Annotated in this window: 28 protein-coding genes; 17 read left to right on the forward strand and 11 right to left on the reverse strand. The window is 49.4% G+C overall.

From position 1 onward, the window contains the following. The 6 genes from B3355_RS04390 to B3355_RS04415 form a co-directional block, all read left to right on the forward strand. Positions 1 to 824, forward strand: an 824-nt coding sequence (locus B3355_RS04390) for a glycosyltransferase (RefSeq protein ID WP_292780620.1), incomplete at its 5' end; no start/stop codon positions are given. A gap of 16 nt (positions 825 to 840) precedes the next feature. Further along, positions 841 to 1755, forward strand: a complete 915-nt coding sequence (locus tag B3355_RS04395; RefSeq protein WP_292780623.1) for a glycosyltransferase — start codon at positions 841 to 843, stop codon at positions 1753 to 1755. Continuing rightward, on the forward strand, positions 1752 to 2639 hold the full coding sequence (locus B3355_RS04400) for an NAD-dependent epimerase/dehydratase family protein (RefSeq protein WP_292780626.1): 888 nt from the start codon (positions 1752 to 1754) through the stop codon (positions 2637 to 2639). Before B3355_RS04395 ends, B3355_RS04400 begins: the two co-directional genes overlap by 4 nt. Continuing rightward, positions 2629 to 3204, forward strand: a complete 576-nt coding sequence (locus B3355_RS04405; protein ID WP_292780629.1) for a sugar transferase — start codon at positions 2629 to 2631, stop codon at positions 3202 to 3204. The genes B3355_RS04400 and B3355_RS04405 overlap by 11 nt, the downstream gene beginning before the upstream one ends. Positions 3205 to 3220: 16 nt before the next feature. Then, positions 3221 to 5140 carry a nucleoside-diphosphate sugar epimerase/dehydratase gene (locus B3355_RS04410; RefSeq protein WP_292780632.1) on the forward strand — a complete coding sequence of 640 codons (1920 nt, stop codon included), beginning with the start codon at positions 3221 to 3223 and terminating at the stop codon, positions 5138 to 5140. Between the two features lie 93 nt (positions 5141 to 5233). After that, entirely contained in the window at positions 5234 to 7156 is a 1923-nt protein-coding gene (locus B3355_RS04415) for an ATP-binding cassette domain-containing protein (RefSeq protein ID WP_047517703.1), read from the forward strand. Positions 7157 to 7230: 74 nt separating this feature from the next. On the opposite strand, the gene B3355_RS04420 is transcribed toward B3355_RS04415, so the two are convergent. From B3355_RS04420 to flgA, 3 genes are all read right to left on the reverse strand, one after another. Next, complete coding sequence (locus tag B3355_RS04420) at positions 7231 to 7707, reverse strand: flagella synthesis protein FlgN (protein WP_292780639.1); 477 nt, start codon at positions 7705 to 7707, stop codon at positions 7231 to 7233. Positions 7708 to 7712: 5 nt separating this feature from the next. Then, the gene (flgM, locus tag B3355_RS04425; protein WP_019882524.1) at positions 7713 to 8030 is read right to left on the reverse strand and encodes a flagellar biosynthesis anti-sigma factor FlgM; all 318 of its coding nucleotides are present in this window, start codon (positions 8028 to 8030) and stop codon (positions 7713 to 7715) included. A 184-nt stretch (positions 8031 to 8214) separates the two neighbouring features. Continuing rightward, positions 8215 to 8949, reverse strand: a complete 735-nt coding sequence (flgA, locus tag B3355_RS04430; RefSeq protein WP_292780643.1) for a flagellar basal body P-ring formation chaperone FlgA — start codon at positions 8947 to 8949, stop codon at positions 8215 to 8217. A gap of 265 nt (positions 8950 to 9214) precedes the next feature. On the opposite strand from flgA, the gene flgB reads away from it, so the two are divergent. The 11 genes from flgB (at position 9215) to flgL (ending at position 19260) form a co-directional block, all read left to right on the forward strand. Beyond that, entirely contained in the window at positions 9215 to 9646 is a 432-nt protein-coding gene (gene flgB, locus B3355_RS04435) for a flagellar basal body rod protein FlgB (RefSeq protein WP_047517692.1), read from the forward strand. 16 nt (positions 9647 to 9662) lie between these two features. Next, on the forward strand, positions 9663 to 10067 hold the full coding sequence (gene flgC, locus B3355_RS04440; protein WP_019882527.1) for a flagellar basal body rod protein FlgC: 405 nt from the start codon (positions 9663 to 9665) through the stop codon (positions 10065 to 10067). Between the two features lie 20 nt (positions 10068 to 10087). After that, positions 10088 to 10756: a flagellar hook assembly protein FlgD gene (locus B3355_RS04445; protein WP_019882528.1), complete on the forward strand. Its 669-nt coding sequence runs from the start codon at positions 10088 to 10090 to the stop codon at positions 10754 to 10756. Between the two features lie 43 nt (positions 10757 to 10799). Further along, positions 10800 to 12011 (forward strand): flagellar hook protein FlgE, encoded by a 1212-nt coding sequence (gene flgE / locus B3355_RS04450; RefSeq protein WP_047517690.1) that lies wholly within the window; start codon positions 10800 to 10802, stop codon positions 12009 to 12011. A gap of 36 nt (positions 12012 to 12047) precedes the next feature. Then, positions 12048 to 12791, forward strand: a complete 744-nt coding sequence (locus B3355_RS04455) for a flagellar basal body rod protein FlgF (RefSeq protein WP_029512381.1) — start codon at positions 12048 to 12050, stop codon at positions 12789 to 12791. A 53-nt stretch (positions 12792 to 12844) separates the two neighbouring features. Further along, on the forward strand, positions 12845 to 13627 hold the full coding sequence (gene flgG, locus B3355_RS04460) for a flagellar basal-body rod protein FlgG (RefSeq protein ID WP_019882531.1): 783 nt from the start codon (positions 12845 to 12847) through the stop codon (positions 13625 to 13627). Between the two features lie 40 nt (positions 13628 to 13667). Continuing rightward, the gene (locus B3355_RS04465) at positions 13668 to 14318 is read left to right on the forward strand and encodes a flagellar basal body L-ring protein FlgH (protein WP_019882532.1); all 651 of its coding nucleotides are present in this window, start codon (positions 13668 to 13670) and stop codon (positions 14316 to 14318) included. Positions 14319 to 14329: 11 nt separating this feature from the next. Next, positions 14330 to 15475, forward strand: a complete 1146-nt coding sequence (locus B3355_RS04470) for a flagellar basal body P-ring protein FlgI (RefSeq protein ID WP_292780655.1) — start codon at positions 14330 to 14332, stop codon at positions 15473 to 15475. Positions 15476 to 15488: 13 nt separating this feature from the next. Next, positions 15489 to 16574 carry a flagellar assembly peptidoglycan hydrolase FlgJ gene (gene flgJ / locus B3355_RS04475; protein ID WP_292780658.1) on the forward strand — a complete coding sequence of 362 codons (1086 nt, stop codon included), beginning with the start codon at positions 15489 to 15491 and terminating at the stop codon, positions 16572 to 16574. Between the two features lie 106 nt (positions 16575 to 16680). Next, positions 16681 to 18333, forward strand: a complete 1653-nt coding sequence (flgK, locus tag B3355_RS04480) for a flagellar hook-associated protein FlgK (RefSeq protein ID WP_047517685.1) — start codon at positions 16681 to 16683, stop codon at positions 18331 to 18333. Positions 18334 to 18354: 21 nt separating this feature from the next. Continuing rightward, on the forward strand, positions 18355 to 19260 hold the full coding sequence (gene flgL, locus B3355_RS04485; protein ID WP_047517682.1) for a flagellar hook-associated protein FlgL: 906 nt from the start codon (positions 18355 to 18357) through the stop codon (positions 19258 to 19260). A gap of 47 nt (positions 19261 to 19307) precedes the next feature. On the opposite strand, the gene fliR is transcribed toward flgL, so the two are convergent. The 8 genes from fliR to B3355_RS04525 all read right to left on the reverse strand — a co-directional run bounded on the left by fliR (position 19308) and on the right by B3355_RS04525 (position 25472). Further along, positions 19308 to 20075 carry a flagellar biosynthetic protein FliR gene (fliR, locus tag B3355_RS04490; protein ID WP_292780665.1) on the reverse strand — a complete coding sequence of 256 codons (768 nt, stop codon included), beginning with the start codon at positions 20073 to 20075 and terminating at the stop codon, positions 19308 to 19310. A gap of 12 nt (positions 20076 to 20087) precedes the next feature. Then, positions 20088 to 20357 (reverse strand): flagellar biosynthesis protein FliQ, encoded by a 270-nt coding sequence (fliQ, locus tag B3355_RS04495; protein WP_019882538.1) that lies wholly within the window; start codon positions 20355 to 20357, stop codon positions 20088 to 20090. A 44-nt stretch (positions 20358 to 20401) separates the two neighbouring features. After that, positions 20402 to 21169, reverse strand: coding sequence for a flagellar type III secretion system pore protein FliP (fliP, locus tag B3355_RS04500; protein WP_292780668.1), 768 nt, complete (start codon positions 21167 to 21169; stop codon positions 20402 to 20404). Positions 21170 to 21282: 113 nt separating this feature from the next. Further along, a complete protein-coding gene (gene fliO, locus B3355_RS04505; protein ID WP_292780671.1) occupies positions 21283 to 21783 on the reverse strand; it encodes a flagellar biosynthetic protein FliO in 501 nt (166 codons plus the stop codon). 34 nt (positions 21784 to 21817) lie between these two features. After that, positions 21818 to 22303, reverse strand: coding sequence for a flagellar motor switch protein FliN (fliN, locus tag B3355_RS04510; RefSeq protein WP_019882541.1), 486 nt, complete (start codon positions 22301 to 22303; stop codon positions 21818 to 21820). Beyond that, entirely contained in the window at positions 22303 to 23304 is a 1002-nt protein-coding gene (gene fliM, locus B3355_RS04515; protein ID WP_019882542.1) for a flagellar motor switch protein FliM, read from the reverse strand. The genes fliN and fliM overlap by 1 nt, the downstream gene beginning before the upstream one ends. Before the next feature lie 33 nt (positions 23305 to 23337). Beyond that, positions 23338 to 23928, reverse strand: coding sequence for a flagellar basal body-associated FliL family protein (locus B3355_RS04520; protein ID WP_292780674.1), 591 nt, complete (start codon positions 23926 to 23928; stop codon positions 23338 to 23340). Positions 23929 to 24074: 146 nt separating this feature from the next. After that, on the reverse strand, positions 24075 to 25472 hold the full coding sequence (locus tag B3355_RS04525; RefSeq protein ID WP_292780677.1) for a flagellar hook-length control protein FliK: 1398 nt from the start codon (positions 25470 to 25472) through the stop codon (positions 24075 to 24077). Positions 25473 to 25477 lie beyond the last annotated feature (5 nt).

Below are 25477 nucleotides of genomic sequence, written 5' to 3' on the forward strand. Positions count from 1 at the left end.
TTCATCATCCGTATTTATTTGACAATCAGTTACTATCTACTGCTCCCGTCAAGACGAAAATTCAAGAGTATTTAAAGCGTATTGGATTTTTCTTTACCCTTTTAAATATTGAACATTTAGTAGTTGAAAGCGAGTATGTAGCAGACTGCTTGAAAGATACGTGGGGTAATTATCTTAGAAATAAAATCATTCATGTGATTCCAAACCCAGTTTCCCAGAATATTGGAGAACTTTTGGTATCTGAACTTGAATCCCATTTACCATTAAGATTTAGTCAAATAAGTGGCGAGTTAAAGATATTATTTGTCAGTCGCTTCTATCCGCATAAAAACCATGCTTTTTTAATTAACTTGTCTAAAACCCTTTCAAGTTACTCAATAAAGCATCAGATAATGGTTACGGTCAGTGAACGAATTCCCGAGGCTCAATTATTTTTAGAAAGAATTTCCAATCAAAACCTTTCAATCAAGAATCTAGGGGAAATTAACCAAACTGAACTAAGGAAATATTACAAATCGTCTCATCTATTCATATTTCCTTCACTATCAGAAACTTTTGGCATTCCAATGATTGAAGCGATGGCCTACGGGCTACCATTAATAGTTCCACAATTGGGATATGCTGAAGCTATTGTTGGTGCAGCAGGAAATTATTACGAGAGTGATAACATAGAGTCATGTGTTAAAACAATTTTAGCCCTAGCAAACGATTTCGAGTTTTATCAGCAGCGTAGCATATACTCATTCAATGAACTTAATCGCTTTCCAACGCCTGAACGCTGGGTAAAAAGCTATTTAGATGCCTTATCTGCATCATCAAGTTAAGAACACGCATTCCCAAATGAAATCCTTAATTAAAAATCCCGCTAAGGTCGCGGTGCTGCTGGCAAGCTATCAAGGACTTCCGTGGATTGAAGAACAAATCTCTTCAATTATTAATCAGAAGAGCGTAACTCTTCTTTTAACTATTTCTGATGACGAGTCGGATGATGGTACGGCAGACTACTTGCAGAAAAAGCAAAAGCATGAGGTTTTCACACTATTGCCTTCAGTACGAAGTGGAAGTGCTGCACAGAACTTCTTTAGGTTGTTAAAAGAACAAAACCTTGCGCAAGTTGATTATGTTGCCTTTTCTGACCAGGACGACATTTGGCTTCCTCAAAAGCTTGATACGGCTATTAAAGCGATCAGACTTCAAAACGTGGATGCTTACTCTAGTAGCGTGGAAGCTTTTTGGCATGATGGAAGAAGTCAATTAATAAATAAAGCTCAGCCACAAACAAAATACGATTATATGTTTGAATCAGCTGGCCCTGGTTGCACATTCGTTATAACACAGGCACTGGCACTGAGCCTGCAAGAAATGCTGACCCAACAACAAGGCAGCTTAAATAATGTCGCTTTACATGATTGGTTCATTTATGCTTTTGCGAGATCAAGGGGCTATCAGTGGTATATAGACCCTACCCCCACGCTTTTATATAGGCAACATACTGATAATGCAGTGGGTGCAAATAGCGGGATCAAAGCCATGAAGTCGAGATGGGCTAAATTGAAAGAAGGCTGGTATGTTGATCAAATCTTATTAGTAGCTCATATTTTAAATTATCAGCACAGTGCCCCTATCCGGAAAATACAGCGGCTAAATTTATGGGACAGAGTGCATCTGGCATTATTCTCATGGCAATTCAGACGTCGATTACGTGACCGTTTTGCATTTGCTTTTTTTATTTTATTTTTAGCCCGGAAACCATGAATATATTAATTACCGGTGCGAGTGGGTTTATTGGTCAAACACTGACCAGTCGATTGCTTTCTCAAGGGCATAGTATTAGGGTCATGGGACGTAACGAAGCGCCTACGGGCTTCGAAAACAGCAACTATGACTGTTTAATTCACTTGGCTGGTCGGGCTCATGTCTTAAAAGAAACGGCTACAGATGTATATCAGGCTTTTAAGCAAGCGAATGTTGATTACTCTTTAAAAGTTGCGCAATTCGCACTGCACTTGCAGATCAAAAAATTTGTCTTTCTCAGCTCTATTGGAGTCAATGGTAAACACTCATTAAATCGGCCTTTTACAGAAAGTGATACACCTGAACCTCATAACGATTACGCACAAACCAAATGGGAAGCAGAGTCTGCCCTAAAAGAATTTTTTAAGGGGTCTAATACAGCGCTCACCATCATTCGGCCTCCGCTAGTATATGGCCCAAACCCTAAAGCGAATTTTAGCGCCCTGTTGTCACTATGCTGTTCGCCGCTACCTTTGCCTTTTGGTGCAATTGACAATCGGCGCAGCCTTATCAGCATTGATAATCTTTGCCACTTTATTGAACTATGCTGTACTCACCAAGCCTCAGCTAACCAAACATTCTTGATCTCAGATGATCACGATATATCATTAAACGAACTTGTTTCTACCATTCGTAAAACATTACATCGCACTCCTGGCTTAATCCCGATCCCAATCTCTATACTCAAAACAATATTTACCTTAATTGGAAAGAAGCAGCTGAATCAGCAATTGCTGGGTAATCTTCAGATAGATACGACTAAGGCAAAACAAGTATTAAACTGGCGTCCATTAATTAGTTTTGATGAAGGCATAAAACGAGCGGTTATCAATAATGTTATTTAAAAGAATTCTGGATATTCTATTGACGCTGATAGCGTTGGTATTTCTAAGTCCGCTAATCTTGACCACTTACCTACTGGTAAAGCTGAGCTCGAAAGGCCCTGTTTTGTATTGGAGTCAACGTGTTGGCCAATACAATCAGCTATTCAGTATGCCAAAATTTCGCTCTATGCGCTTGGGGACACCACAGTTAGCAACACATTTAATGAATCAGCAAAGTGATCCAAACAGCTTTCTTACCCCTGTAGGTAGTTTTATTCGCAAAACAAGCTTAGATGAGTTACCGCAACTATGGAGTGTACTCAAAGGTGACATGTCACTTGTTGGGCCACGCCCTGCCCTTTTTAATCAAGAAGACCTTGTCGCCTTGAGAACTGAATATGGTGTTCATCAATTGAAACCAGGCATTACTGGCTGGGCGCAAATCAACGGACGAGATGAAATCCCGATTCCACAAAAAGTGGCCTTGGATGCTTATTATTTCAATCACAGGTCGTTCAAACTGGATATCAAGATTATTGCGCTGACTATAATCAAAGTGTTAAGACGTGATAACATCACACATTGATTAAAAAATATCCGACATGCTTAAACTACCTTCCAGATTTTTATCGTTACTGGCCTTTTTGCATGACGCAATTGTAATCATTGCCGCCTGGTTGATGGCATTTGCACTACGTTTTAACTTTCACATCCCGGAACAATTTATTGGATACATCTGGGAAAGCCTACCGATCATATTTATTTTCCATAGCGTTGCCTTTTATAGCTTTGGCTTATACAAAGGTGTATGGCGTTTCGCCAGTTTGCCAGACCTAAAACGCATCATGCGTGCAGTTTCTTTTGCTGCTTTACTAAGTGCAACATTTGCATTGCTGGTGCATCCCTCCATTGTCATTCCTCGCTCTGTATTAATTATGAACCCTATGTTATTGCTATTAACCATGGGTGGCAGCCGCTTTATTTACCGTGCCTGGAAAGAGCGCCGCCTGTTTAACAGCATTGCGCTACAGGGTAAACCTGTAATTGTGATAGGCGTAGAAGACACATCGTTTAACCTGATTAAAGAACTAAGCAAAAACCCTGAATGGCGCGTGGTGGCAATGATAGACCCCAGTAATAAACTGATTGGCCGTGAAATCATGCATACCAAGGTCGAAGGCGGCCTGGAGGATATGGCGCAGATTGCAGCGCGCCATGATTGCCAGCATTGCATGATTGCGATGCCGGGTAGCCGACATGAAAAGCGTCGCTTGGCGGTTGAAGCCGCACGTAAGGTAGAAGGCATGGAAGTATTGACCTTACCTGCCATGTCAGACCTGATCAGTGGCCGCGTCAGTTTGTCACAGATTCGCAAGATTGATGTGGAAGACTTGCTAGGGCGTGACGTGGTGCAGCTGGATACACACGGATTAAGCAGTATGCTGGCGAATAAAGTAGTACTGGTCTCGGGTGCCGCGGGCTCGATTGGTTCTGAGCTTTGTCGCCAGATACTCAGCTTCCATCCTGCACAATTGATTTGCCTGGATATTTCAGAGTATGCGTTGTATACGCTGCAGCAGGAGTTTAGTCAGTGGGTGACAGATACCGAGCTGGTGTACCTGGTGGCAGATGTGAAAAACCAGACGCGTATCCAGCGCATTTTGCAAAGCCATCAACCTGACGTGGTATTACATGCTGGCGCTTACAAACATGTGCCGATGATGGAACATTTTAATGTGGTCGAGGCCTTGCAAAACAATGCACATGGCACTTACCAGGTTGCTGCAGCTTGCCAGGCGGCCGGTGTGCCAACGTTTGTCTTGGTTTCAACCGACAAAGCGGTGAATCCGACCAATGTGATGGGTGCCAGTAAACGGCTGGCCGAATTGATTTGCCAGGGATTGCAGCATGCTGACAACAGCAACACGCGTTTTATCACGGTGCGTTTTGGTAATGTGTTGGGCAGCAGTGGCAGTGTGATTCCCAAGTTCCGCGAACAGATTGCCCATGGCGGCCCAATTACCATTACCCATCCTGAAATTACACGCTACTTTATGTCCATCCCCGAGGCGGCACAATTGGTATTACAGGCTGCGACCATGGGCAACGGTGGCGAGGTATTTGTGCTGGACATGGGCACACCGGTCAGGATTATCGACCTGGCGCGCGATATGATTAAATTATCAGGCCTGCAAGAGCAGGATATCCGCATTGAGTTTACCGGCTTGAGACCAGGTGAAAAACTGTATGAAGAGCTATTGGCAGATGATGAAAACACCCTGCCCACCAGCCATGAAAAATTACGCATCGCACAGGCACGTAGTGCAGATGCACGCTGGTTGGCTAATTTGCTGGAATGGTTAAGCAATATTCCACATTTGCAAGAAACACAAATCAAGCAAGACTTGCAGCGCTGGGTGGAAGAATATCAACCCGATACCCGCCCGGCACCTGATGTTTCCCTGCGCGGTGGTGCATTGTCGCTAGACACCCTGCCCTCGCCTTCACAACAGATACACTGATAGATTCTTTTATTTACGCATTAAGCTTAGTGTATGGTTTGATGTCGTTTACAATATCGAATCGATTCAACAACCTCTGCCACATCCCCCTTTATGCCTCATATTACGCTTGATAATGCCAGCCTGGCATTTGGTCATCATGCCTTGCTTGCCCAAGCCTCATTTCAGTTAGACCCAGGTGAACGCGTCGGTTTGATTGGCCGCAATGGTGCCGGTAAATCCAGTCTACTGAAAGCCATTGCCGGTACCATCAAACTGGATGACGGCACTGTATGGCGCGCACCGAACGTACGCGTGGTCTATGTGCCACAAGAACCTGAACTGGATAATGCGCACACCGTATTTGAAGCAGTGGCAGAAGGTTTGGGCAGCTTGCAGCAAACCATCATTGACTACCATCAGGTCACGCATGATATGGGCATGCCGGATGCCAATATTGAGGCGCTGATGGAGCGCATGCAGGCATTACAGCATGAAATGGATGCGCAAAATGGATGGGTAGCGCAATCACGTGTCGAAACCGTGCTTAGCCGCTTAAAGCTGGATGCGGATGTATTGGTCTCAACACTTTCTGGTGGCTGGCGTAAACGCGTTGCGCTTGGGCGGGCGCTGGTGGCAGAGCCTGAAGTACTATTGCTGGATGAGCCGACCAACCATCTGGATCTGGAAGCGATCGAGTGGCTGGAAGATTTGTTACTGGGATTTAATGGCAGCGTGTTGTTTATTACCCACGACCGTCGCTTTTTAGACAAATTGGCCACACGCATTACCGAACTTGACCGTGGCAATCTGACAGACTTTGTTGGCAACTTTTCACAATATCAAATTAAAAAAGAAGAGTTACTCGCCGTTGAAGAAACGCATGCGGCTAAGTTCGATAAATTTTTGGCACAGGAAGAAGTCTGGATCCGCCAAGGGATTAAAGCACGCCGTACACGTAATGAAGGGCGCGTAAGAAGACTGGAAGCGCTACGTTTAGACCGTGCAGCCAGACGTGAGCGCCAGGGCGATGTCAAACTCAACCTGGATGCTGGCGAACGTAGTGGGAAACTAGTGGCAGAGCTTGATCAGGTCTATAAGTCCTATGGTGACAAAACCTTAATCAAAGGCTTCAGTACCCGTATTTTGCGTGGCGATAAAATCGGTTTATTAGGACCAAACGGGATTGGAAAATCTACGCTATTGAAACTTATTTTAGGGGACATTGAAGCAGATAGTGGTGACATTCAGCGCGGCACAAAAATCAATGTTGCTTATTTTGACCAGATGCGTGAGCAGTTAGATGAAGAGGCCACCTTGGCCGATACCATTAGCCCAGGTTCAGACTTTGTTGAAATCGGCAATGAGCGTAAACATGTGATCAGTTACCTGGAAGACTTCCTGTTTCCGCCACAACGCTCACGCTCACCAGTGAAATCACTTTCTGGTGGTGAACGCAACCGTTTACTGTTGGCACGCCTGTTTGCACGCCCTGCCAACGTCCTGGTGCTGGATGAGCCGACCAATGACCTGGATATTGATACGCTGGAGTTATTGGAGACGCTATTACAGGATTATTCAGGGACCCTTTTCCTCGTCAGCCACGATCGGGCTTTTCTGGAAAACACCGTCACTCAGGTGATTGCGTTTGAAGGCCAAGGCAAATTAACCGAATTCGGTGGTGGTTACGATGACTGGTTAAGATTTAGCCAGGATCGCAGCAGCAAACCAACTTCTACGCCAAAAGTATCTGCTGTCGCTTCAGCATCAAATACACCCGCGCCTATAGTCACCACCCAAACGGTCACTCCCCGAAAAACGTTGAGCTTCAAGGAACAGCGTGAGCTGGAAGCATTACCCGCAGAAATTGAACAACTGGAGCAAGAGCAAGCCGAGATCCAGGCGCAATTTGCGCAAGGTGATATTTATAAACAGGCGCCTGATCGAGTGAAGCTGCTACAGGACAGGCTAAGCGAAATTGAGCTACTGGTCATGCAGAAGCTCACGCGCTGGGAAACGCTAGAAAGTTTGATGTAAGGCCATTTGCTAGCGTTAAAAGCACAACAGCCGAAGAGATGCTCTTCGGCTGTTTTTTATCGTGTGAACAGTGTCTAGACTGAAAAGCCGCTACGACTGTTGTTTGCCCGGTGGGCTTGACCATTTTTGCCATAAAACTGTGGTGCAGAACTCTTACCGTTCAATGCATCCAGCTTTTCCTGATTGCGCAAAAAGTGCTTGTTAATCAGGATACCGTTCAAGCGATTTAATTCTTTTGCCTGTGTCAGCTCTTGCTGAAAAGTGACCCACGCACTATCTAACAATTGGCTGGATTGCTTTTGTAACCAGACCGACATGCCCTGCTCATTCGGCTCAAAGCCTGCTGCGGCCAGCGCGTCATAGCGTGAGTTGGCTGCGGCACCTAATGCTTGTAGCAGCTCAACCCGCTTGTCTACCATGCGTTCAATCACGTCCAGGTCAGCAGTGACCAGGGCCGACTGCTCAGACTGCAAATCACTCAATAACTCTGATACCAGCGCGGCGTCTTTCTCAAACGTCACTGGAGAAGATAAATGATTTGCAGTAGTCATATTTGTCAGCCTTTATTCGGTTGTATCAAGTCTTTAACAGTTTGCAACAAGCCATCAGCCACTTTGGCGGTATCCACCGAAAAATCGCCACGCGCAATGGCGGCTTTGATTTCTTCGACTTTATTGGTGTCAAACACCTCACCAGAGGCCAATCCAGCTTCTAATGACTGCAACTGCACGGAGGCAGAAGATAAAGTCACATTGTCTGAAGAGGCAGTGGATGTGCTCGCTGCTTTCTCGCTGCTTTTATTCGCAGTCCCTTTTTCCAATGTCGGCTTGTCTACGCCAACACCCATTTTTTTAATCGAATCTGAAATGTTCATGCCGTACCTCTTCTGATTTTGAATTGTTTCAGGGCTTATCAAAGTCAAAACCCTCATTCGTTAACAGTACTATCGGCATAGTTTAAGCGAACTTTAGTGCTTAATACACTTTTTATCGCATGTTTATAATTTTCAGACATTTTTCAATTAAGCTATTTTTTAATTAAAAGGGTTGTCCATCTGACTAAAAGCGCACGTCCACCTTACCGGAAGACTGCGCGACGCCTTTTACAATCTGGCCACTGCTGACTTTCACATCAACCACCTGGCCAACATTTGCGGTTTGCATGGCAGTGCCATCAGCCGAGATCACAAAGCCATCACCACGACTATTTAACTGTACAGTTTGCCCTTGCATAATCACTGGCACCGACTTGAGCAATTCAGGTCTTAACACCGTGCCCAATGGCAAATTTAATGCTGCCTGTTTACCAGCCAACATAGACAAGTCAGTAATAATGCCTGCTGGCAACTTGCTTAAATCACCAGACTGCATGACCACGTCTGTGGGTTGCACTGGTGAACCCTGGCCAACCGGCAAACCGGTGACTGCATATTCTCCCCATACCTGCACATCGGCCTGAACATAAAGTGTCCATGGCTTAGTCTCAGATTGCAGGCAACGCACGCCAATATGGGTTTTGCCCCACAAACGGGCGCCTTGTACCGTAAAGCCTTCCATCAATGCACACTCTGCAATACGGATGCGGCTGTCCAGCGGTTGAATCTCGATATTGACTTTGCCCGGATAGCCTTGTGTCTGGCTTTGTACATACTGCATCACTGTTTGATACAGGCGGCTGTGCATGTCATTACCTGCAGAGGCTGCGCCGACCGCATGCTGATTCGCAATCACAGCACGGTCTGCCGCATACGCAGACTCGCTCATCAGCCATAACAGGCTAACAATAAGCATCATCACAATCTGGGGCTGGTGTTGTTTCATGTGCCCTATTCTACGCATCACGGGCAAGTTTAATCCCGGAATTAAAGGGGATTTCCCCCGTTTAATTGCAGAATCATTGCACAGGCCGCGGCGTACACTAGGCATAGCTAGTAAAAGTCATATGCGTGAAAGCAGACCTGCTTATTCGGGTTAACGGTCGCAGAGGACAAAACTTTAGAGGTTCGAAAGCAACAGGTTTCGAACAGGGCTGGAGAAACAGCCAGGAAAGGATAAAACGATGATAAACAAACTGGACGCCGCACTGAATTTCCATCAGACGGCATTGCGCGTGCGCAATGAACGTCAAGAGCTGTTGGCATCGAATATTGCCAATGCAGATACACCGCAATATAAAGCGCGTGACATCGACTTTCAGTCTGCCATGAAGGCAGCGCTGCAACCGAATGCTTCTGCCGGCACCACAACAAGCAATGGCGCATTGCAACAAACCAATGCTGGCCATATGAATGGCACGGGTGGCAGCGGCTATGTCAGCGCAGGCGACCCGCTGTTCCGCGCGGTGGTGCAAGGCTCTGCTGACGGCAACACCGTCGATATGGATGTGGAGCGTAATGCTTATGTCGATAACGGCATCCGTTATGAGGCCAGCCTGACCATGATAGGCGGCCAGATTAAAAAAATGCTGTCCGCAATTAACGGCCAGCAATAATTAAAGGAGGTCTGTCATGTCTCTGTTTAACGTATTCAAAATTTCCGGCTCAGCCATGAGTGCGCAATCCATGCGCCTGAACACGGTGGCCAGCAACCTCGCCAACGCCGACAGCGTGGTGAGCTCCGATGGCAAGCCCTACCAGTCTAAACAAGTGGTGTTTAAGGCAGTTCAGGATGCAGCCAACCAGAGCAGCACGGTTGAAGTGGATCGTGTCATTGAAGATAACAAGCCAGGCAAAATGGTCTACGACCCCAAACACCCGATGGCAAATGCCGATGGCTACATCACCATGCCTAATGTCAACGTGACTGAGGAAATGGTGAACATGATTTCAGCCTCACGCGCTTATCAAAACAACGTGGAAACCATGAACGCGGCAAAAACCATGTTGCTTAAAACATTGAATATCGGTCAATAACCTGCAGAAAGGACTTCAGCATGACCACCGTTAATACCAACAACCAGGTGTCACAAGATTTACTGAATTCAGTGAACACACGCAACACGGCCAGCACAACAGATGAAACACAAGACCGTTTCATGACCTTGTTGGTGACGCAGATGAAAAACCAGGACCCGTTGAATCCGATGGATAACGCCCAGGTGACCAGCCAGATGGCGCAGTTGAATACCGTGACTGGCATCAACAAGCTGAATGAAACCATGAGTAGCCTGATCGGCAGCGTACAGTTGGGCCAAGCCTACCAGGCCACCAGCATGATAGGCCGCAATGTATTGGTAGAAGGCAAAACGCTGACCCATACAGAAACCGGCGGCTATTTCGGCGTCAATGTGCCAAATGGTGCAGACAGTCTGTCAGTCGCGATTAAAAACGGTTCCGGCGCCACTATCCGCACACTGACATTCGGCAAACAGGATGTGGGTGTGAACGCATTGAGCTGGGATGGAAAAATGGATGATGGTACGGTCGCGCCTAGTGGTGACTATAGCTATGAAATCACCGCAAAAACTGGTGACACCACCGTCAGCAGCACCGCCCTGAGTCTGGCACAGGTACAAAGCGTCACCACCAGCACCAGCGGTGCCAAACTGAATTTGAGCAATAACACGACAGTGTCTGCATCTGATATTTCTGAGATTTTCTAATTTTTAATATTGACATTTTTAGTCCTTACCAAGGAGAGATAACATGGCTTTTTCACAAGGCTTAAGTGGTTTAAACGCAGCATCTAAAGCGCTGGAAGTGATTGGCAACAACGTTTCTAACGCCAACACTGTTGGCTTTAAACAGTCTCGTGCAGAGTTTTCTGATGTGTTCGCGGCCTCCCTGAGTGGCGCCGGTACAACACAAATCGGTATTGGTACCAAAATTTCAGATGTGGCCCAACAGTTTACACAGGGCAACATTACCGCCACCAACAACACACTGGATGTGGCGATTAACGGCGCCGGCTTCTTCCGTTTGAGTAATAACGGTGCGGTGACCTACACCCGTAACGGCCAGTTCCAGATGGATAAAAATGGCTACATTGTCACCAGTGACGGCAAACGCCTGATGGGTAACAGTGCAGACAACCTGAACGGCTCCAGCCCGGTAGAAATCCAGATCGACACCAGTGATTTGCAACCAGTGGCCAGCTCCAAAATTAGCGGCACCTTGAACCTGAACTCAGCCAGTGCGAATATTGACCAGACAGTCACCCCATTCAGCTCCACCGACCCCACCAGTTACACCAACTCAACGGCGATTACGGTGTATGACAACCTGGGTAACTCACACAATGTACAAAACTACTATGTGAAAACCGCCGCAAACACCTGGAGCGTTTACACCACGGTAGATGGTAGCGATGTCACGCCAACACCAACGCCATCCATGGTATTCAACGCAGGTGGCTACGACTCAACGAACTCCAGCGTGCCAGCCGTCAGTTTCACACCGACGAGCGGTGGCGCCACCATGAACATCAGTTTTGACTATTCTAAAAGTACACAATATGGCTCGTCTTTCAGCGTCAACAAGCTGAGCCAGGACGGTTACTCCTCTGGCCGGATTGCCAGCTTCACTATTGGTGACGATGGCATTATTCAAGGCCGCTACACCAACGGTCAATCCAAAGACCTGGGCCGCGTCGTCCTGGCAAACTTTGTCAACCCGAATGGTTTGCAATCGCTGGGCGGTAACCAGTGGGCATCCACCTACGAATCCGGTGATGAACTGATTGGTTCCCCAGGCAGCAGCACACTGGGCGTACTGCAGTCATCTGCGGTAGAAGATTCAAACGTCGACCTGACCGCAGAACTGGTCAACATGATTACTGCACAACGTATCTACCAGGCCAACGCGCAAACCATCAAAACGCAAGATCAGGTCATGCAGACTTTGGTCAACCTGCGTTAATACAGGTTTGATTAACTTCTTGATAGGGGCAGCTTTATGGATCGTCTGATATATACCGCAATGACTGGCGCCAAGCACATTCTGGAGCAACAGGCGACCACAGCCCATAACCTGGCAAACGCGACCACTACCGGCTTCAAAGCCCAGGTGGACAGTTTCAGGGCCGTGCCGATTTTGGGCGATGGCTTGCCAACACGTGCCTTTGTCGTCGATGCCACCGTCGGCACTGACTACAAGCCAGGCAGTATCCAGCATACCGGGCGCGACCTCGATGTTGCCGTACAAGGTGAAGGCTGGATTGCCGTACAGCGTGCAGATGGTTCAGAAGGTTATACCCGCAATGGCTCGCTCAAAATTAATGAGAACGGCCAGTTACAAACCGAATCCGGTCTCAATGTGATGGGCGACGGCGGCCCGATCAGCATTCCGCCCAATGTGATTGTCAGTATCGGTGGTGATGGCACGATTTCCAGCGTCAACGACCTGAGCGTGCCTGGTGCGACCACGATTCTGGCTCGAATCAAACTGGCTAACCCGCCAGCAGCTTCGCTCAAACGTGCAGAAGACGGCTTATTTGTGACCAGTAATGGCCAGGCTGCGCCCTTGGATCCGAATGTCAAAGTCACCGGTGGTGCCCTCGAAAGCAGCAATGTGAACGTGGTCGAAACCATGGTGAATATGATCGGCCTGGCGCGCCAATTCGAAATGCAAATGAAAATGCTGGAAAACGCGCAAAACAACGCTGGAAAAGCAGATCAGCTCTTCAGTATGAATGGTTAATGCTTGCACTACTATTGCAGTATGAAAACGGCTTTAAGCCCAAGGAGTGAACGATGATACGCTCATTATGGATTTCCAAAACCGGTCTTGATGCACAACAAATGCAGATGGACGTGATTTCAAACAACCTGGCCAACGTCAGCACCAGCGGCTTTAAAAAGTCGCGCGCGGTGTTTGAAGACCTGCTCTACCAGAACATTCGCCAGGTAGGCTCGCAAAGCTCGCAACAAAGCCAGCTGCCCAGCGGTTTGCAATTAGGCACCGGCGTCAAGCCAGTCGCCACTGAGCGTATTTTCACCCAGGGCAACCTGCAACAAACCAGTAACGACAAAGACGTTGCCATCCAGGGCCAGGGTTTCTTCCAGATTCTGATGCCAGATGGCACCACGGCGTATACCCGTGATGGCTCATTCCAGGTCGATAGCCAAGGGCAATTGGTCACCGCCAGCGGTTTCCCGGTGCAGCCAGCGATTACCATTCCAGCCAATGCGCAAAGCTTGTCGATCGGCAGGGACGGCGTCGTATCCATTACCACGCCTAACTCCACAGCCACCACGCAAATTGGCCAGATTCAGCTGGCTACCTTTATCAATCCGGCCGGTATGCAAGCCAAAGGTGAAAACCTGTTTGTAGAAACCACCGCTTCCGGCAACGCGAATACCAATACACCCGGGACCAATGGCGCCGGTTTATTGTCACAAGGCTATGTTGAAACTTCCAACGTCAATGTGGTGGAAGAGCTGGTGAGCATGATTCAAACCCAGCGCGCCTATGAAATTAACAGCAAGGCGATTACAACGTCGGACCAGATGCTGCAAAAACTGTCGCAGATGTAATCCCTGCTTGAGGGTCACTCAAATGATGAATAGAACGATCATGAGCTTACTACTTTGTTTGGCGTTTTCTCAATTACTGAACGGCTGCTCTATCACGCCGTCAACCATTGTGCAAAAACCGGAAACGCCGCGAGTAGCAATGGCACGTCCAGATGCGCGCACAGAAGGCGCCATCTTCAATAGCGCAGGCTTTCGCCCATTGTTTGAAGACCGCAGACCGCGCTATGTAGGCGATATCGTCACTGTTCGTATTGCAGAAAACACCACCGCCAACAAAGCTTCTGATAACGAGCAAACCAAAGATGGCTCAACCGCGGCTTCTGTGACCGGCCTGTTTGGACACAATGTGCCTAAAGCCGCTTTCAACGCCAGTTCAGCCCTGTCATTTAAAGACAAGGCAGCTGCAGATGCCAGCAATACCTTTAGCGGCTCTGTGACAGCCACAGTGACCGATGTGCTGCCAAATGGCTACCTGGTCATCAGCGGCGAGAAACAGATTGGCTTTGACAAAGGCACTGAATATGTCAGGTTCTCTGGCATCGTCAATCCGGACATGATTACCATCGGCAACGAAGTGGTTTCGACCAAAGTGGCGGATGCACGTATCGAATATCGCAGCAACAGCAAAATGGATGCCGCTGAAGTGTTATCCATGTTCTCGCGCTTCTTTCTCAGCATGATTCCATTGTAGGAGAGTTGATCATGCCTATACTGACACACAGCTTAGTTCACACCGTACAGCGCGGCCAACGCGCTGTTGCCTATGGCCTGCTGGCATGTGGCTTGTTACTGGTCACGCCTTTCGCTCAAGCGGAGCGCATCAAGGACATCAGCAATATTCAGGGCGTACGCGCCAACCAGCTGATTGGTTATGGCCTGGTCGTCGGCCTCGATGGCACTGGCGATATGACCACGCAAACACCATTCACTGTGCAAAGTATTATCAGCATGATGAACCAGATGGGCATTACCCTGCCACCTGGGACCAACCTGCAACTGAAAAACGTGGCAGCGGTGATGGTCACCAGCTCCCTGCCCGCTTTCGCACAGCCAGGACAAACCCTGGATGTGACGGTGTCTTCTATGGGTAACGCCAAGAGCTTGCGTGGCGGTACCTTATTGATGACGCCGCTGAAAGGTGCAGACGGACAAATTTATGCCATGGGCCAAGGTAACCTGGTGGTGGGTGGTGTAGGTGCGGCGGCCAATGGCAGCCAGACCCAGATCAACCATTTAAGTGTCGGCCGGATTTCAGAAGGTGCTACCGTTGAACGCGCATTGCCGAATACCCTGCTACACCAGGATATTGTCAAACTCGAATTGAAAGAAAGTGACTTTTCAACCGCCAATAATGTGGTTGAAGCCATTAACAAGAAATTTGGCCCGATGACGGCCCAGGCCGAGAGTGGCCGCGTGATTCAGGTGCGCCCACCTGAAAGCATGAGCCGCGTTTCTTTCCTGGCTAACCTGGAAACCATTAATGTCGCCCTGGCCGCGACACCAGCCAAGATTATCCTCAATGCCCGTACCGGCTCCGTGGTGATGAACAAGGCAGTGACGCTGGATAGCTGCGCAGTCTCACACGGCAACCTGTCGGTGGTGATTAATACCTCACCGGTGATTAGCCAGCCTGGCCCATTCTCGAATGGCCAGACCATCTCCACCGCAGTGTCTGAGATTAACATCAACAAAGAACCAGGCAAGGTACTGAAGCTGAATAACGGCGCTAACTTGTCTGATGTCGTTAAAGCACTAAATGCGATTGGCACCACACCACAGGACTTACTGGCGATTTTGCAAGCCATGAAAGCCGCTGGCGCGTTAAATGCCGAGCTTGAGGTGATTTAAGCGAGAGACGACCATGCAACCACGTGTCGATCCTACTACGCAAAGCCTGGCTATTGATGCTAACTCGCTCAATAGCCTGAAGCGCGCCAATAACGATTCGCCAGAGGCGATTCGTGCCGTTGCGCGCCAGTTTGAAGCCGTGCTGATGAACATGATGTTAAAAAGTATGCGTGAGACCGTGCCGCAAGATGGCATCACCGATAGCGAACAAGGCAAGATGTTCATGGGCATGCTGGACCAGCAACTGAGCACCAACCTCAGCCAGAAGGGCATGGGGCTGACTGATGTGCTAGTCAGGCAATTAAGCAAGTTCAGCCAAAAGCCGGGCGATGTGACCGATGGCAGTAAAGACAGCAAATCTTCTGGTAAACTCGATAGCAGTGCTGCCCTGCCCCACACCAGCCAAACCAACCAACTAACAAGCAATAGCAATGGTAAAGCCGTGCTGGCGCAAGCCGCACAAAAAATCCGCGAGGCTTACCAGCAGTGGGAAGCCACTGACAGTACCTCCGATAGCAATACCGATACTGCCTGGGCACGCGGGATTCCTGAACTGCCGCCACTGGTTGAAGAAACCCAGGCCAACGTCCAGAGCTTTACTCTGCCGCAAGCGCCATTAGCCACGGCCATGCGTGAAGTGGCAGGTAAAACACAACAATTTATCCAGAGTATGTTGCCACATGCACAAGCAGCCAGCAGTACTTCTGGCATTCCAGCTAAATTCATGATTGGCCAGGCCGCCCTCGAAAGCGGCTGGGGCAAACATGAAATTAAAACGGACAATGGTGTGAACAGCCACAACCTGTTTGGCATCAAGGCTGATGCCAACTGGAAAGGCAAAGTCGCAAGCAGCACTACCACCGAATACATCAATGGCGTCAAGCAGACCCGCGTGGAGAAATTCCGTGCTTACGATAGCTACAGTGATGCCTTCAAGGATTACGCCAAACTGATTTCACAGAATCCGCGCTACCAGCAAGCCATGAGCAACACCCATGATGCCAGCGCGTATGCCAATGCATTGCAACGCGCAGGCTATGCCACCGATCCGCAATATGGCAAAAAACTGACGCAAGTGATCAAGAATTTACAAGGCTAAGCAGACTCAACCCTAAAGAAACAAAAAAAACTGCCGATAGGCTACTTAACCACACTTTAAAGTCGTGTCTGACTCTCTGCAGGGGGCTGACACATGAGGAAATCACATGTCAAATGTACTCAGCATTGGTAAAAGCGCCCTCAATGCCGCGCAAATAGGCATTGCCACCGTTGGCCACAACATTGCCAACGCGTCGACCGAGGGCTACAACCGTCAAGTTGTGGTGCAAGCCGCAGCCCAAGCACAGAACTTTGGTTACGGCTATGTCGGCCAAGGGACTAATGTGGTGGGTATCCAGCGTGTGTACAATGAGACGCTGGCCAAACAGGTGATTAATGCGACCTCTACCGCCAATGCCAGTGGCGCCTATTACAGTAATATCAGCCAGATCAACGGTTTGTTGTCTGACAGCACCGCCGGTTTGAATCCGGTGATTACCAGCTTTTTCAGCGCGGTGAGTGCAGCAGCAGCCAACCCGAGCGATACGGCCACACGCCAGACCCTGATTTCATCTGCACAATCGATGGTGAATCGCTTTAATGCGGTGAATACCCAACTGGACCAGATGCGTGAGAGCATCAATACCCAGATTACCGCCAGTGTTGATGCGATTAACAGTTACTCCACGCAAATCGCCACCCTGAATGACACGATCAGCAAGGCGATTAACTCAACAGGCAACATGCCTAACGATTTGATGGACCAGCGTGACCAATTGGTCGCCAAGCTCAGTGAACAAATCAAGACCACGGTCATCAAACAGGATGATGGTTCCTACAACGTGTTTGCCGGTAGCGGCATGCCACTGGTGGTCGGCACGCAACAGTACTCCCTATATACCCGCGCCAGTGATACCGACCCTACCCGGGTGGAAGTCGCTTACGGCAATCCGGCCAGCCCAAAAATTCTGAGCACGGATACTTTGTCTGGCGGTACGCTGGGCGGTGTCTTGCAGTTCAGAAGCGAGACGCTGGATGTGGTACAAAACCAGGTAGGTCAATTGGCGGTCACGCTGGCCAGCCAGTTTAATGCCCAGCAAACCCAGGGCTACGACTTGAATGGCGTACTGGGTACTAACCTGTTCAATGTGGGCAACCCAACAGCGATCAGTAGCGCCTACAATACTGACCCGACCAAAGCGGCCTCGGCCTCCATCACCGATGCCAGCCTGCTGACCAGCAGCGACTACACGGTGAAATACAATAGTGGTCAATATACGATTACGCGTCTCAGTGATAAATCTGTCATGTGGCAAGGTGCCTCGCTGCCTGCCACAGTGGACGGCATGCAAATTGACGTGAACACCAGTACACCGACAGAAGGTGATTCTTACCTGATCAAGCCTACCCAGTACTCGGCTGGTCAACTGTCACTGGCGTTTACCAATGTCGACAAATTGGCCATGGCGGGCTCTGCCTCCACCGGCCCTAACGATAACGAAAACGGCTTGAAACTGGCGGCCTTGCAAACCGGCGCAAACGTGCGTGTGGCGGGCAGCAGCACCAATAGAAGCTACGCCCAGGCCTTTGCGCAAATGGTGAGCGCGGTGGGCACCAAAACCAATGAGCTCAGCATTACCAGCAAGTCCGATGCGACCGCGCTGGAAAATGCTACCAGTGCCATGCAATCAGAGTCAGGCGTCAACCTGGACGAAGAAGCGACAGATTTGTTGCGTTACCAGCAAGCCTACCAGGCGGCGGGCAAAATGATGCAAATCGCCAGCCAGCTGTTTGAAGTTTTGCTGCAAATGGGTCAATAAGTTTTTGAAGGATAGGCCATCATGAGAATCAGTACCAATACCATCTATCAATCTGGCACCAACCAGTTAATGAATCTGCAATCAGACTTGAATAAGCTGAGCATTCAAACTGCGACTGGTAAACGTGTGAACTCGCCAGCAGACGATCCGGTGGCGGCAGCACGGATACTCGAACTCAATACGGCCAAAGACCAGAACGCAAATTACACCAGCACGCGTAAAACAGCAGAAACCTTGCTGCAAACCTACGAAGCCAACCTGAGTAGCGTGACCGACACGATACAATCGATACAATCTTCACTGATTGCTGCCGGTAATGGTGCTTATACCGATGCCGAACGTGCCAAGCTGGCCAATGAGCTGCAAGGCAGCCTGGATACGCTGAAAGGTTTGGCGAACACCAAAGACTCTCAAGGCAACTATATGTATTCCGGCTATGCCTCGTCTACCGTGCCTTTTGATAGCAACGATGATTTTGTCGCCAGCTCAGTCCGCACCAAGTTGCAAATTGATGTGCAAAGCCAGTTGCCCGTGACCTTCACCGGTGACCAGGTATTTGGTGCCAACGGCGACAATGTGTTTACCAACTTGCAGGATATCATTTCACTGTTAAAAACACCGATCACGGACAGCACCACCCAGGCGACATTTAATACCGGCCTGGCCACCAGCATCGATAAAATGAAAGGTTCATTGAACTCGGTATTGGATGCGCGTTCAGAAATCGGTAGTAGCCTGAATTTGCTGGACACCTTGAACACCACCGGCGATAGCCTGGATCTGCAATACGATGCGTCTATTTCAACGCTGCAAGATCTGGATTATGCGCAGGCCTTGTCTGATATTTCCAAGAAAACCACCATCTTGCAGGCGGCACAAAAAGCATTTGTGGCGACGTCGAATATCTCGCTATTTAGCCTGATTTAAAAGGATTAAAGCGGTGAAGGCCTTGCAAGCACACAGGCCTGGCACGGCTAGCGCAGTACCTGCAACATCAGTTGCTGCGCATCGACCAGCCAGCGGCTGACGGGGCTGACCAGAGAAGGCAGGCTTAATAATGTCATCAAAAAGCCGACTGAAATCGTAATCGGGAAGCCGATACCGAAAATATTGAATTGCGGTGCTGCCTTGGTTAACACGCCCAAGGCCATGTTGGTAATCAGCAGGCTGGCAACCACCGGCAATGACAGCAACAAGCCTTGTGAAAAAATATGGCCGCCCAGGCTTGCAATGGCCTGGCTATTCAACTGCCAGTGCTCCATACCGATCGGCATGGTTTCAAAACTTTGCAGCATGACCGCGACCACAATTAAATGACCGTCCAGGCTCAAAAACACCAACAGCGCCAACATGGTCAGAAACTGGCCGACGGCAATCGTTTGGCCATGTGCCTGCGGATCATAAAAACTGGCAAAGCCTAGCCCCATACTCATCCCCATCATAAACCCGGCCATTTCGACTGCCGTAAACAGCAACCGCATGACGAAGCCCATGCTGATACCAATCAGAAACTGGGCCAGTAATGACAATAAGCCTTGCCAGGAAAGCACTTCAATGGGCGGCACCTGAATCGCAGGCACAATGGCCAGCGTAATCACAAAGCCAATGGCCAGTTTGATGCGTTTGGGAATAGCTGGATGGCTAAACAGCGGAACGACAGTGAGGCAGCCTAGTACCCGTGTGAGTGGCCACAGTAGCTGAACAATCCACAATTGCAGATCTGAAGCATGGATGGTCAGCATGTGATCAGGCGCTTAGTTCACCAATTGCGGAATCATGGTGAAAATATGGTGCATATAATCCACCATGGTCATCAGCATCCAGTGGCCTGCCAGTAACAGCACCGCCATGACGCCCACCAGCTTGGGGATAAACGATAAGGTTTGTTCGTTGATTTGCGTGGCAGCCTGAAAAATACTCACAATCAAGCCGATCATCAGCGCAGTGCCCAACACCGGCGCGGCCACCATCAACGTGGTCTGCATCGCTTCACTGCCTATGGTCAATACCTGTTCCGGACTCATGGTTTACTCCTGAAAATGAATATGTGCCTATTTAAATCAAAAGGTTAAATCACAAAGCTTTGCGCCAGCGAGCCGATAATCAGCTGCCAGCCGTCAACCAGTACAAACAGCATGAGCTTAAACGGCAGCGACACAATTGCCGGTGAGACCATCATCATGCCCATGGCCATCAAGATACTGGCCACTACCATATCGATAATCAAAAACGGGATATAAATGGCAAAGCCAATCTGGAAGGCTGTTTTGAGTTCACTGGTCATAAAAGCAGGCACCAGTATCCTCAGTGGTACCTCTTCCGGCGTTTGAATCGCCTCTGTATGTGCCATATTGGCAAACATGGCCAGGTCATTCTCGCGGGTTTGTTTGAGCATAAAGCCTTTGAGTGGCAACACGCCGCGCTCTAACGCTTCCTGCATGGTGATTTTGCTTTCAGACAAAGGCTGGTAAGCGTCGGTATAAATCTTGTCGAACACCGGGCCCATGACAAAAAAGGTAATAAACAGTGCCAGGCCAATCAATACCTGGTTAGAAGGGGCAGACTGGGTACCCAATGCCTGACGCAGTAAAGACAATACGATCACGATGCGCGTAAAGCCGGTCATCATCAGCATCGCGGCCGGGATAAACGTCAACGAGGTAAGTAAAATCAGGGTTTGCAGGCTCAGTGTATAGTCCTGGCCACCGCCTGCTCCAGGGCTGACTGTACCTATCGGCAATCCACCAGCCGCAAACGACAATAGCGGGAAACCAAGCAGCAAGCCGACCGGCAGCCACAAGGACAATATAGACTTTAACACTGAAAAAACACGCATGTGTATGGCACCCGAAACTTGCTTGCAACTGCGCACGGCAGACACAAGGCTATCAATAAGTTAGGGCTATAGTACGCCCGACCAGGCTAAATCAAAGGTCGGAAATGAGCGACTCAAGGCTTGTTTTTGAGGGATTTGACTGTTTGCTGCAACGTCGCCTGCATGGCTTGTTGCAAACGCACAGCAAAAGAAGCTTGTGGATCAATACCAGAAGCCGGGGACTGCGCAGCACTTGCGCCCTCTTCCACTGAGGATTCCGTCGCAGGTGGGGTGACTTCGCCGAGGGCCGTCATTTGGCCTGCATTGATGCCCACTACCAGCCAGCGGCCAGCCACTTCAAGCACCACCACACGCTCTCTGGGGCTTAACTGCAAACCACCTACTTGTTTGATCACACCGCGTTGAGCCATGGTTTGCCCAGGCATCACGCGCCGTAACAACCAGGCAATCGCCGCGATCACCAGCAAGACAATCACCGTGCCATACACCATACGGCCCAGGCTATCACTCGCACTCGGTGCTGCTGCGACAGTCGCCGCAGGCACAACGGCCCACGCCACGCCGGTAACCAGACTGCTAAACAAGGCGATCAACAACTGGCGGATAATTTTCATGACGCTCTAAATAAAAAGGGATTCAAAAAAACCATTAACGATTCAGTTTGCGAATGCGCTCGGCCGGGGTAATGATATCGGTTAAGCGAATACCAAACTTGTCATTCACCACCACCACCTCACCTTGGGCAATCAGGCAGCCATTGACCAGTACATCCATCGGTTCACCCGCCATGCCGTCCAGTTCAACCACAGAGCCCTGCGCCAGTTGCAACAGGTTCTTGATCGAAATTTTGGTGCGGCCTAGCTCAACGGTCAACTGTACCGGAATATCCAGAATGAAGTCGATATCATTCTGCGTGCCTTCCAGTTTATTGTTGCTGCTAAACTCGTTAAAGACAGCCGTCTTGCTGGTTGGCTCCTGCAACGCCGAAGACTCAGCCTGGGTTTGCTCAGCCAAGGCTGCTCCCCAGTCATCTTCCGCAATCGTCTGTACATCACCGGGATCAGACACTCCCATGGCAGCCATCGCTGCATTCATATCATCATCTGCACTATTAGTGGCGGGATCCATAGCCATTATGACTCTCCTTGCAATTGCTCCTGACTACCGTCAGCGCGAATTAACTTTTCAACCTTGAGGGCGTACTGCCCGTTAAATACTCCATAACGACACTCCATGACCGGAATGTTGTCAATTTGTCCTTCGATGCTGTCACTGATATTAATCGGGATCACATCGCCTTCTTTCAGCTCCAGCAAGTCTGCCACCGTCAATTTACGCGTGGCCAGATTAGCGACAATCTCGACTTCTGCGGCTTGAATTTGCTGCGTCATCAATTTGACCCAACGCTTATCGCCGCCCAGGTTTTCGCCTTGCAACGGTGATGTCAGCAGGTCTTTGATCGGCTCAACCATAGAATAAGGCACGCAAAAATGCATTTCACCACTATTCGGGCCCAGCTCAATATTGAAAGTAATGGCCACCACCACCTCATTCGGCGTGGCGATGTTGGCAAACTGCGTATTCATTTCCGAGCGCAGGTACTCAAACTTGATTGGATATACCGGTGCCCAAGCCTTTTCATACGATTCGAACATGATGCCCAGGATGCGCTGGATAATGCGCTGTTCGGTCGCGGTAAAATCACGGCCTTCGACGCGGGTGTGAAAGCGGCCATCGCCGCCAAACATATTGTCCACCACCAAAAACACCAAGGTAGGATCTATCACGAGCACACCGGTGCCGCGTAAGGGACTGATGTGAATCAGGTTGAGGTTGGTAGGCACCACCAGGTTACGGATAAAGTCGGTATATTTGATAATCCTGACTGGCCCGACCGAGACTTCAACGGTGCGGCGCAGGAAGTTGAACAGCTCAACACGCAATAAACGCGCATAGCGCTCATTAATCATTTCCAGCGTGGCCATGCGGCCGCGCACGATCCGTTCTTGCGTGGCCAGGTTGTAGTTACGAACGCTAGCATCGTCTTTACCAGACGATTCACTCTCGTCATCGCCGTCTACGCCTTTGAGCAGCGCATCAATTTCGTCTTGTGATAAAAACTTGTCAGCTGACATGATGACTCACTTTAAACTACTGGGCTCATAACATTACTGAATCACGAACGAGGTAAATAATACCTGTGTGACTTTCAGTGGCTTACCGTGTGCAGCGAGCGGTTTTTTCAGTTCAACCAGCAACTCTTCACTCAGTTGTGCTTTGCCTTCCGGTGTAGAAATATCGGAAGCTTTTTTGCTGGTGAGCAATAACAGTACGCGGTTACGCAAGGCAGGCATCTGTGCTTTCATTTTTTCTGCCAGCTCAGCGCCTTTCACTTCCATGGTCAAATCGAGCTGCAGGAACTTGTCATCCGGGTCTGGTAACAAATTCACCGTAAATGTTTCAAATGGCACATAAGTCAAAGCCGTTTTCGGATCAGCATGACCACCAGACTCTTCTGGCGCTTCCTCTTCTGCAGACTCCTCGCTAATTGCTTCGCCCTCAGCATCTTCGGCGTGCTCAGCCTTATCGCCCGCCTTGCCTTTTGCCTGATGCGCTTCTGGTTTCTTCATCAAAAAGAATGCGGCAGCACCGCCACCGGCAGCTAATGCCAGCACGACGGCCAATATCAAAATGAGTTTTTTCTTGGATTTTGGCGCCGCTTCTGCGGCACCAGCTGCTTTCGCCGGTTCTTGAGCCATGACACAAACCTTTCTTACATTAAACCTAGAGTGTTTATGGTGTCATTATGCGCAAAACAGCGTGCTGGAGATTGACGGATAAAAGGGTTAAATCAGCGTTTAATCGAAATTTATACCCACTGGCAGGCAGATTGCCTGCCCGCAGTTTAAACAAAGGTGTCAACCAGGCCACGTGCGACCGTGGTTTTAATGGCTTGCGGCGCAAGCACAGCGTCCGTTTCGCCTGCTGTGCCCGATGACTGACCACCTTGGCGTGACGTTTGTTGCTCAAAATGCTGTTGCGCCTGCTGACCATCACCAACAAAGGTTTGGCCCAACTGCAAGCCTTGTGACTGCATGCGCTCACGCAAATCCTGCATACCATCTTCCAATGCCTGACGCACCAGCGGGTTATCAGTAATAAAGCTGGTATTCACAGACTGGTTATCCACTTTCAACACGACTTGAATGGGACCCAAGTCGGGTGGTGACAAGGTCAGGCTGGCCACATCGTCGCCACTACCTACCATATTCATCACATGCTGGTTCATGGCTGTTTGCCAGCGCTCATTGCCAAACGGCGCCGCAATTTGCGACATCGCCACAGAGCTGCTTTGCGCCACACCAGCCGCATTCAGCCATGTGCTATTGGATAAGGCTTGCGCCGCTGGCTGCTGTGGTAAATTCAATACATCGGCTTGTGCATCCGCCCCGCGCATCTCATTAAAAGCCTGCGTTGTACGCCCTGCTTCGCCTGTCGCCTCTGCCATTAATTTAGCATTGACCAGGGTTTCAGAAATACCAGGTGACTCTTTAGCCGTTTCAGCCTGGGCATTGCCAGCCAGCAATTGTTTGAAATCGGCGGCCTGATCATCCTGCTCTGCATTCACAGCAGGCCCGGTCGGTATCTGTGCAGCTGTGGTTTTAGCCGTTGCCTCAGTTTCCAGTGGCAAAGCCAAGGCATTGCCATCAACAGCAGGCAATTGCTCGCTATCCACTGTCACGGTAGCACTATCGGTACTCAATTCAACTTTAGGCTGGCTATCGGTTTGTGCTGTGGTTGGACGCATGGCAATCATGGTTTGCATCCACGGTGAAATGCCTGGCGGCAGTTGATCATTCGCGGCCAGGTCTGCCAATAAACGTTTTTTGCGCTCTTGCGCTGTTTCAATCACGTCGGCAGGGTCTTTTGTATTGCTGGTCGTTGCGGACGCAGCAATCTCTTCAGTGCTGGCTGCTGCTTCAGCACTCGTATGTTCGTCGCTGCTATCAGCCGCGGTCTTTTGTGGGCTGTCTTCTGACTTGACCGTATTGTTTGGTGCAGCTGGCGCTTTTTCTGCTGTCGCGGATTTTGTCGGCTCAGGTTTAGGTGCATCGACCTTATCTGTCGCCTTATTGGCAGTTGGGATCACAGGCTTGCTACTTTGCTGCATTTGCTTGCGCAACGCCTGTGCAAACTCATCAGAACCATTGCTCTGTGCGTCTTGTGACACCTGATTGGCTGATGCTGTTTTCACGGCATCGGCCCCCATATTCAGTAAAGTTGCGGAATTCAAAAACGCCATATGAC

The organism is Methylophilus sp. UBA6697, assembly GCF_002454655.1.
Classification (GTDB): Bacteria; Pseudomonadota; Gammaproteobacteria; order Burkholderiales; family Methylophilaceae; genus Methylophilus.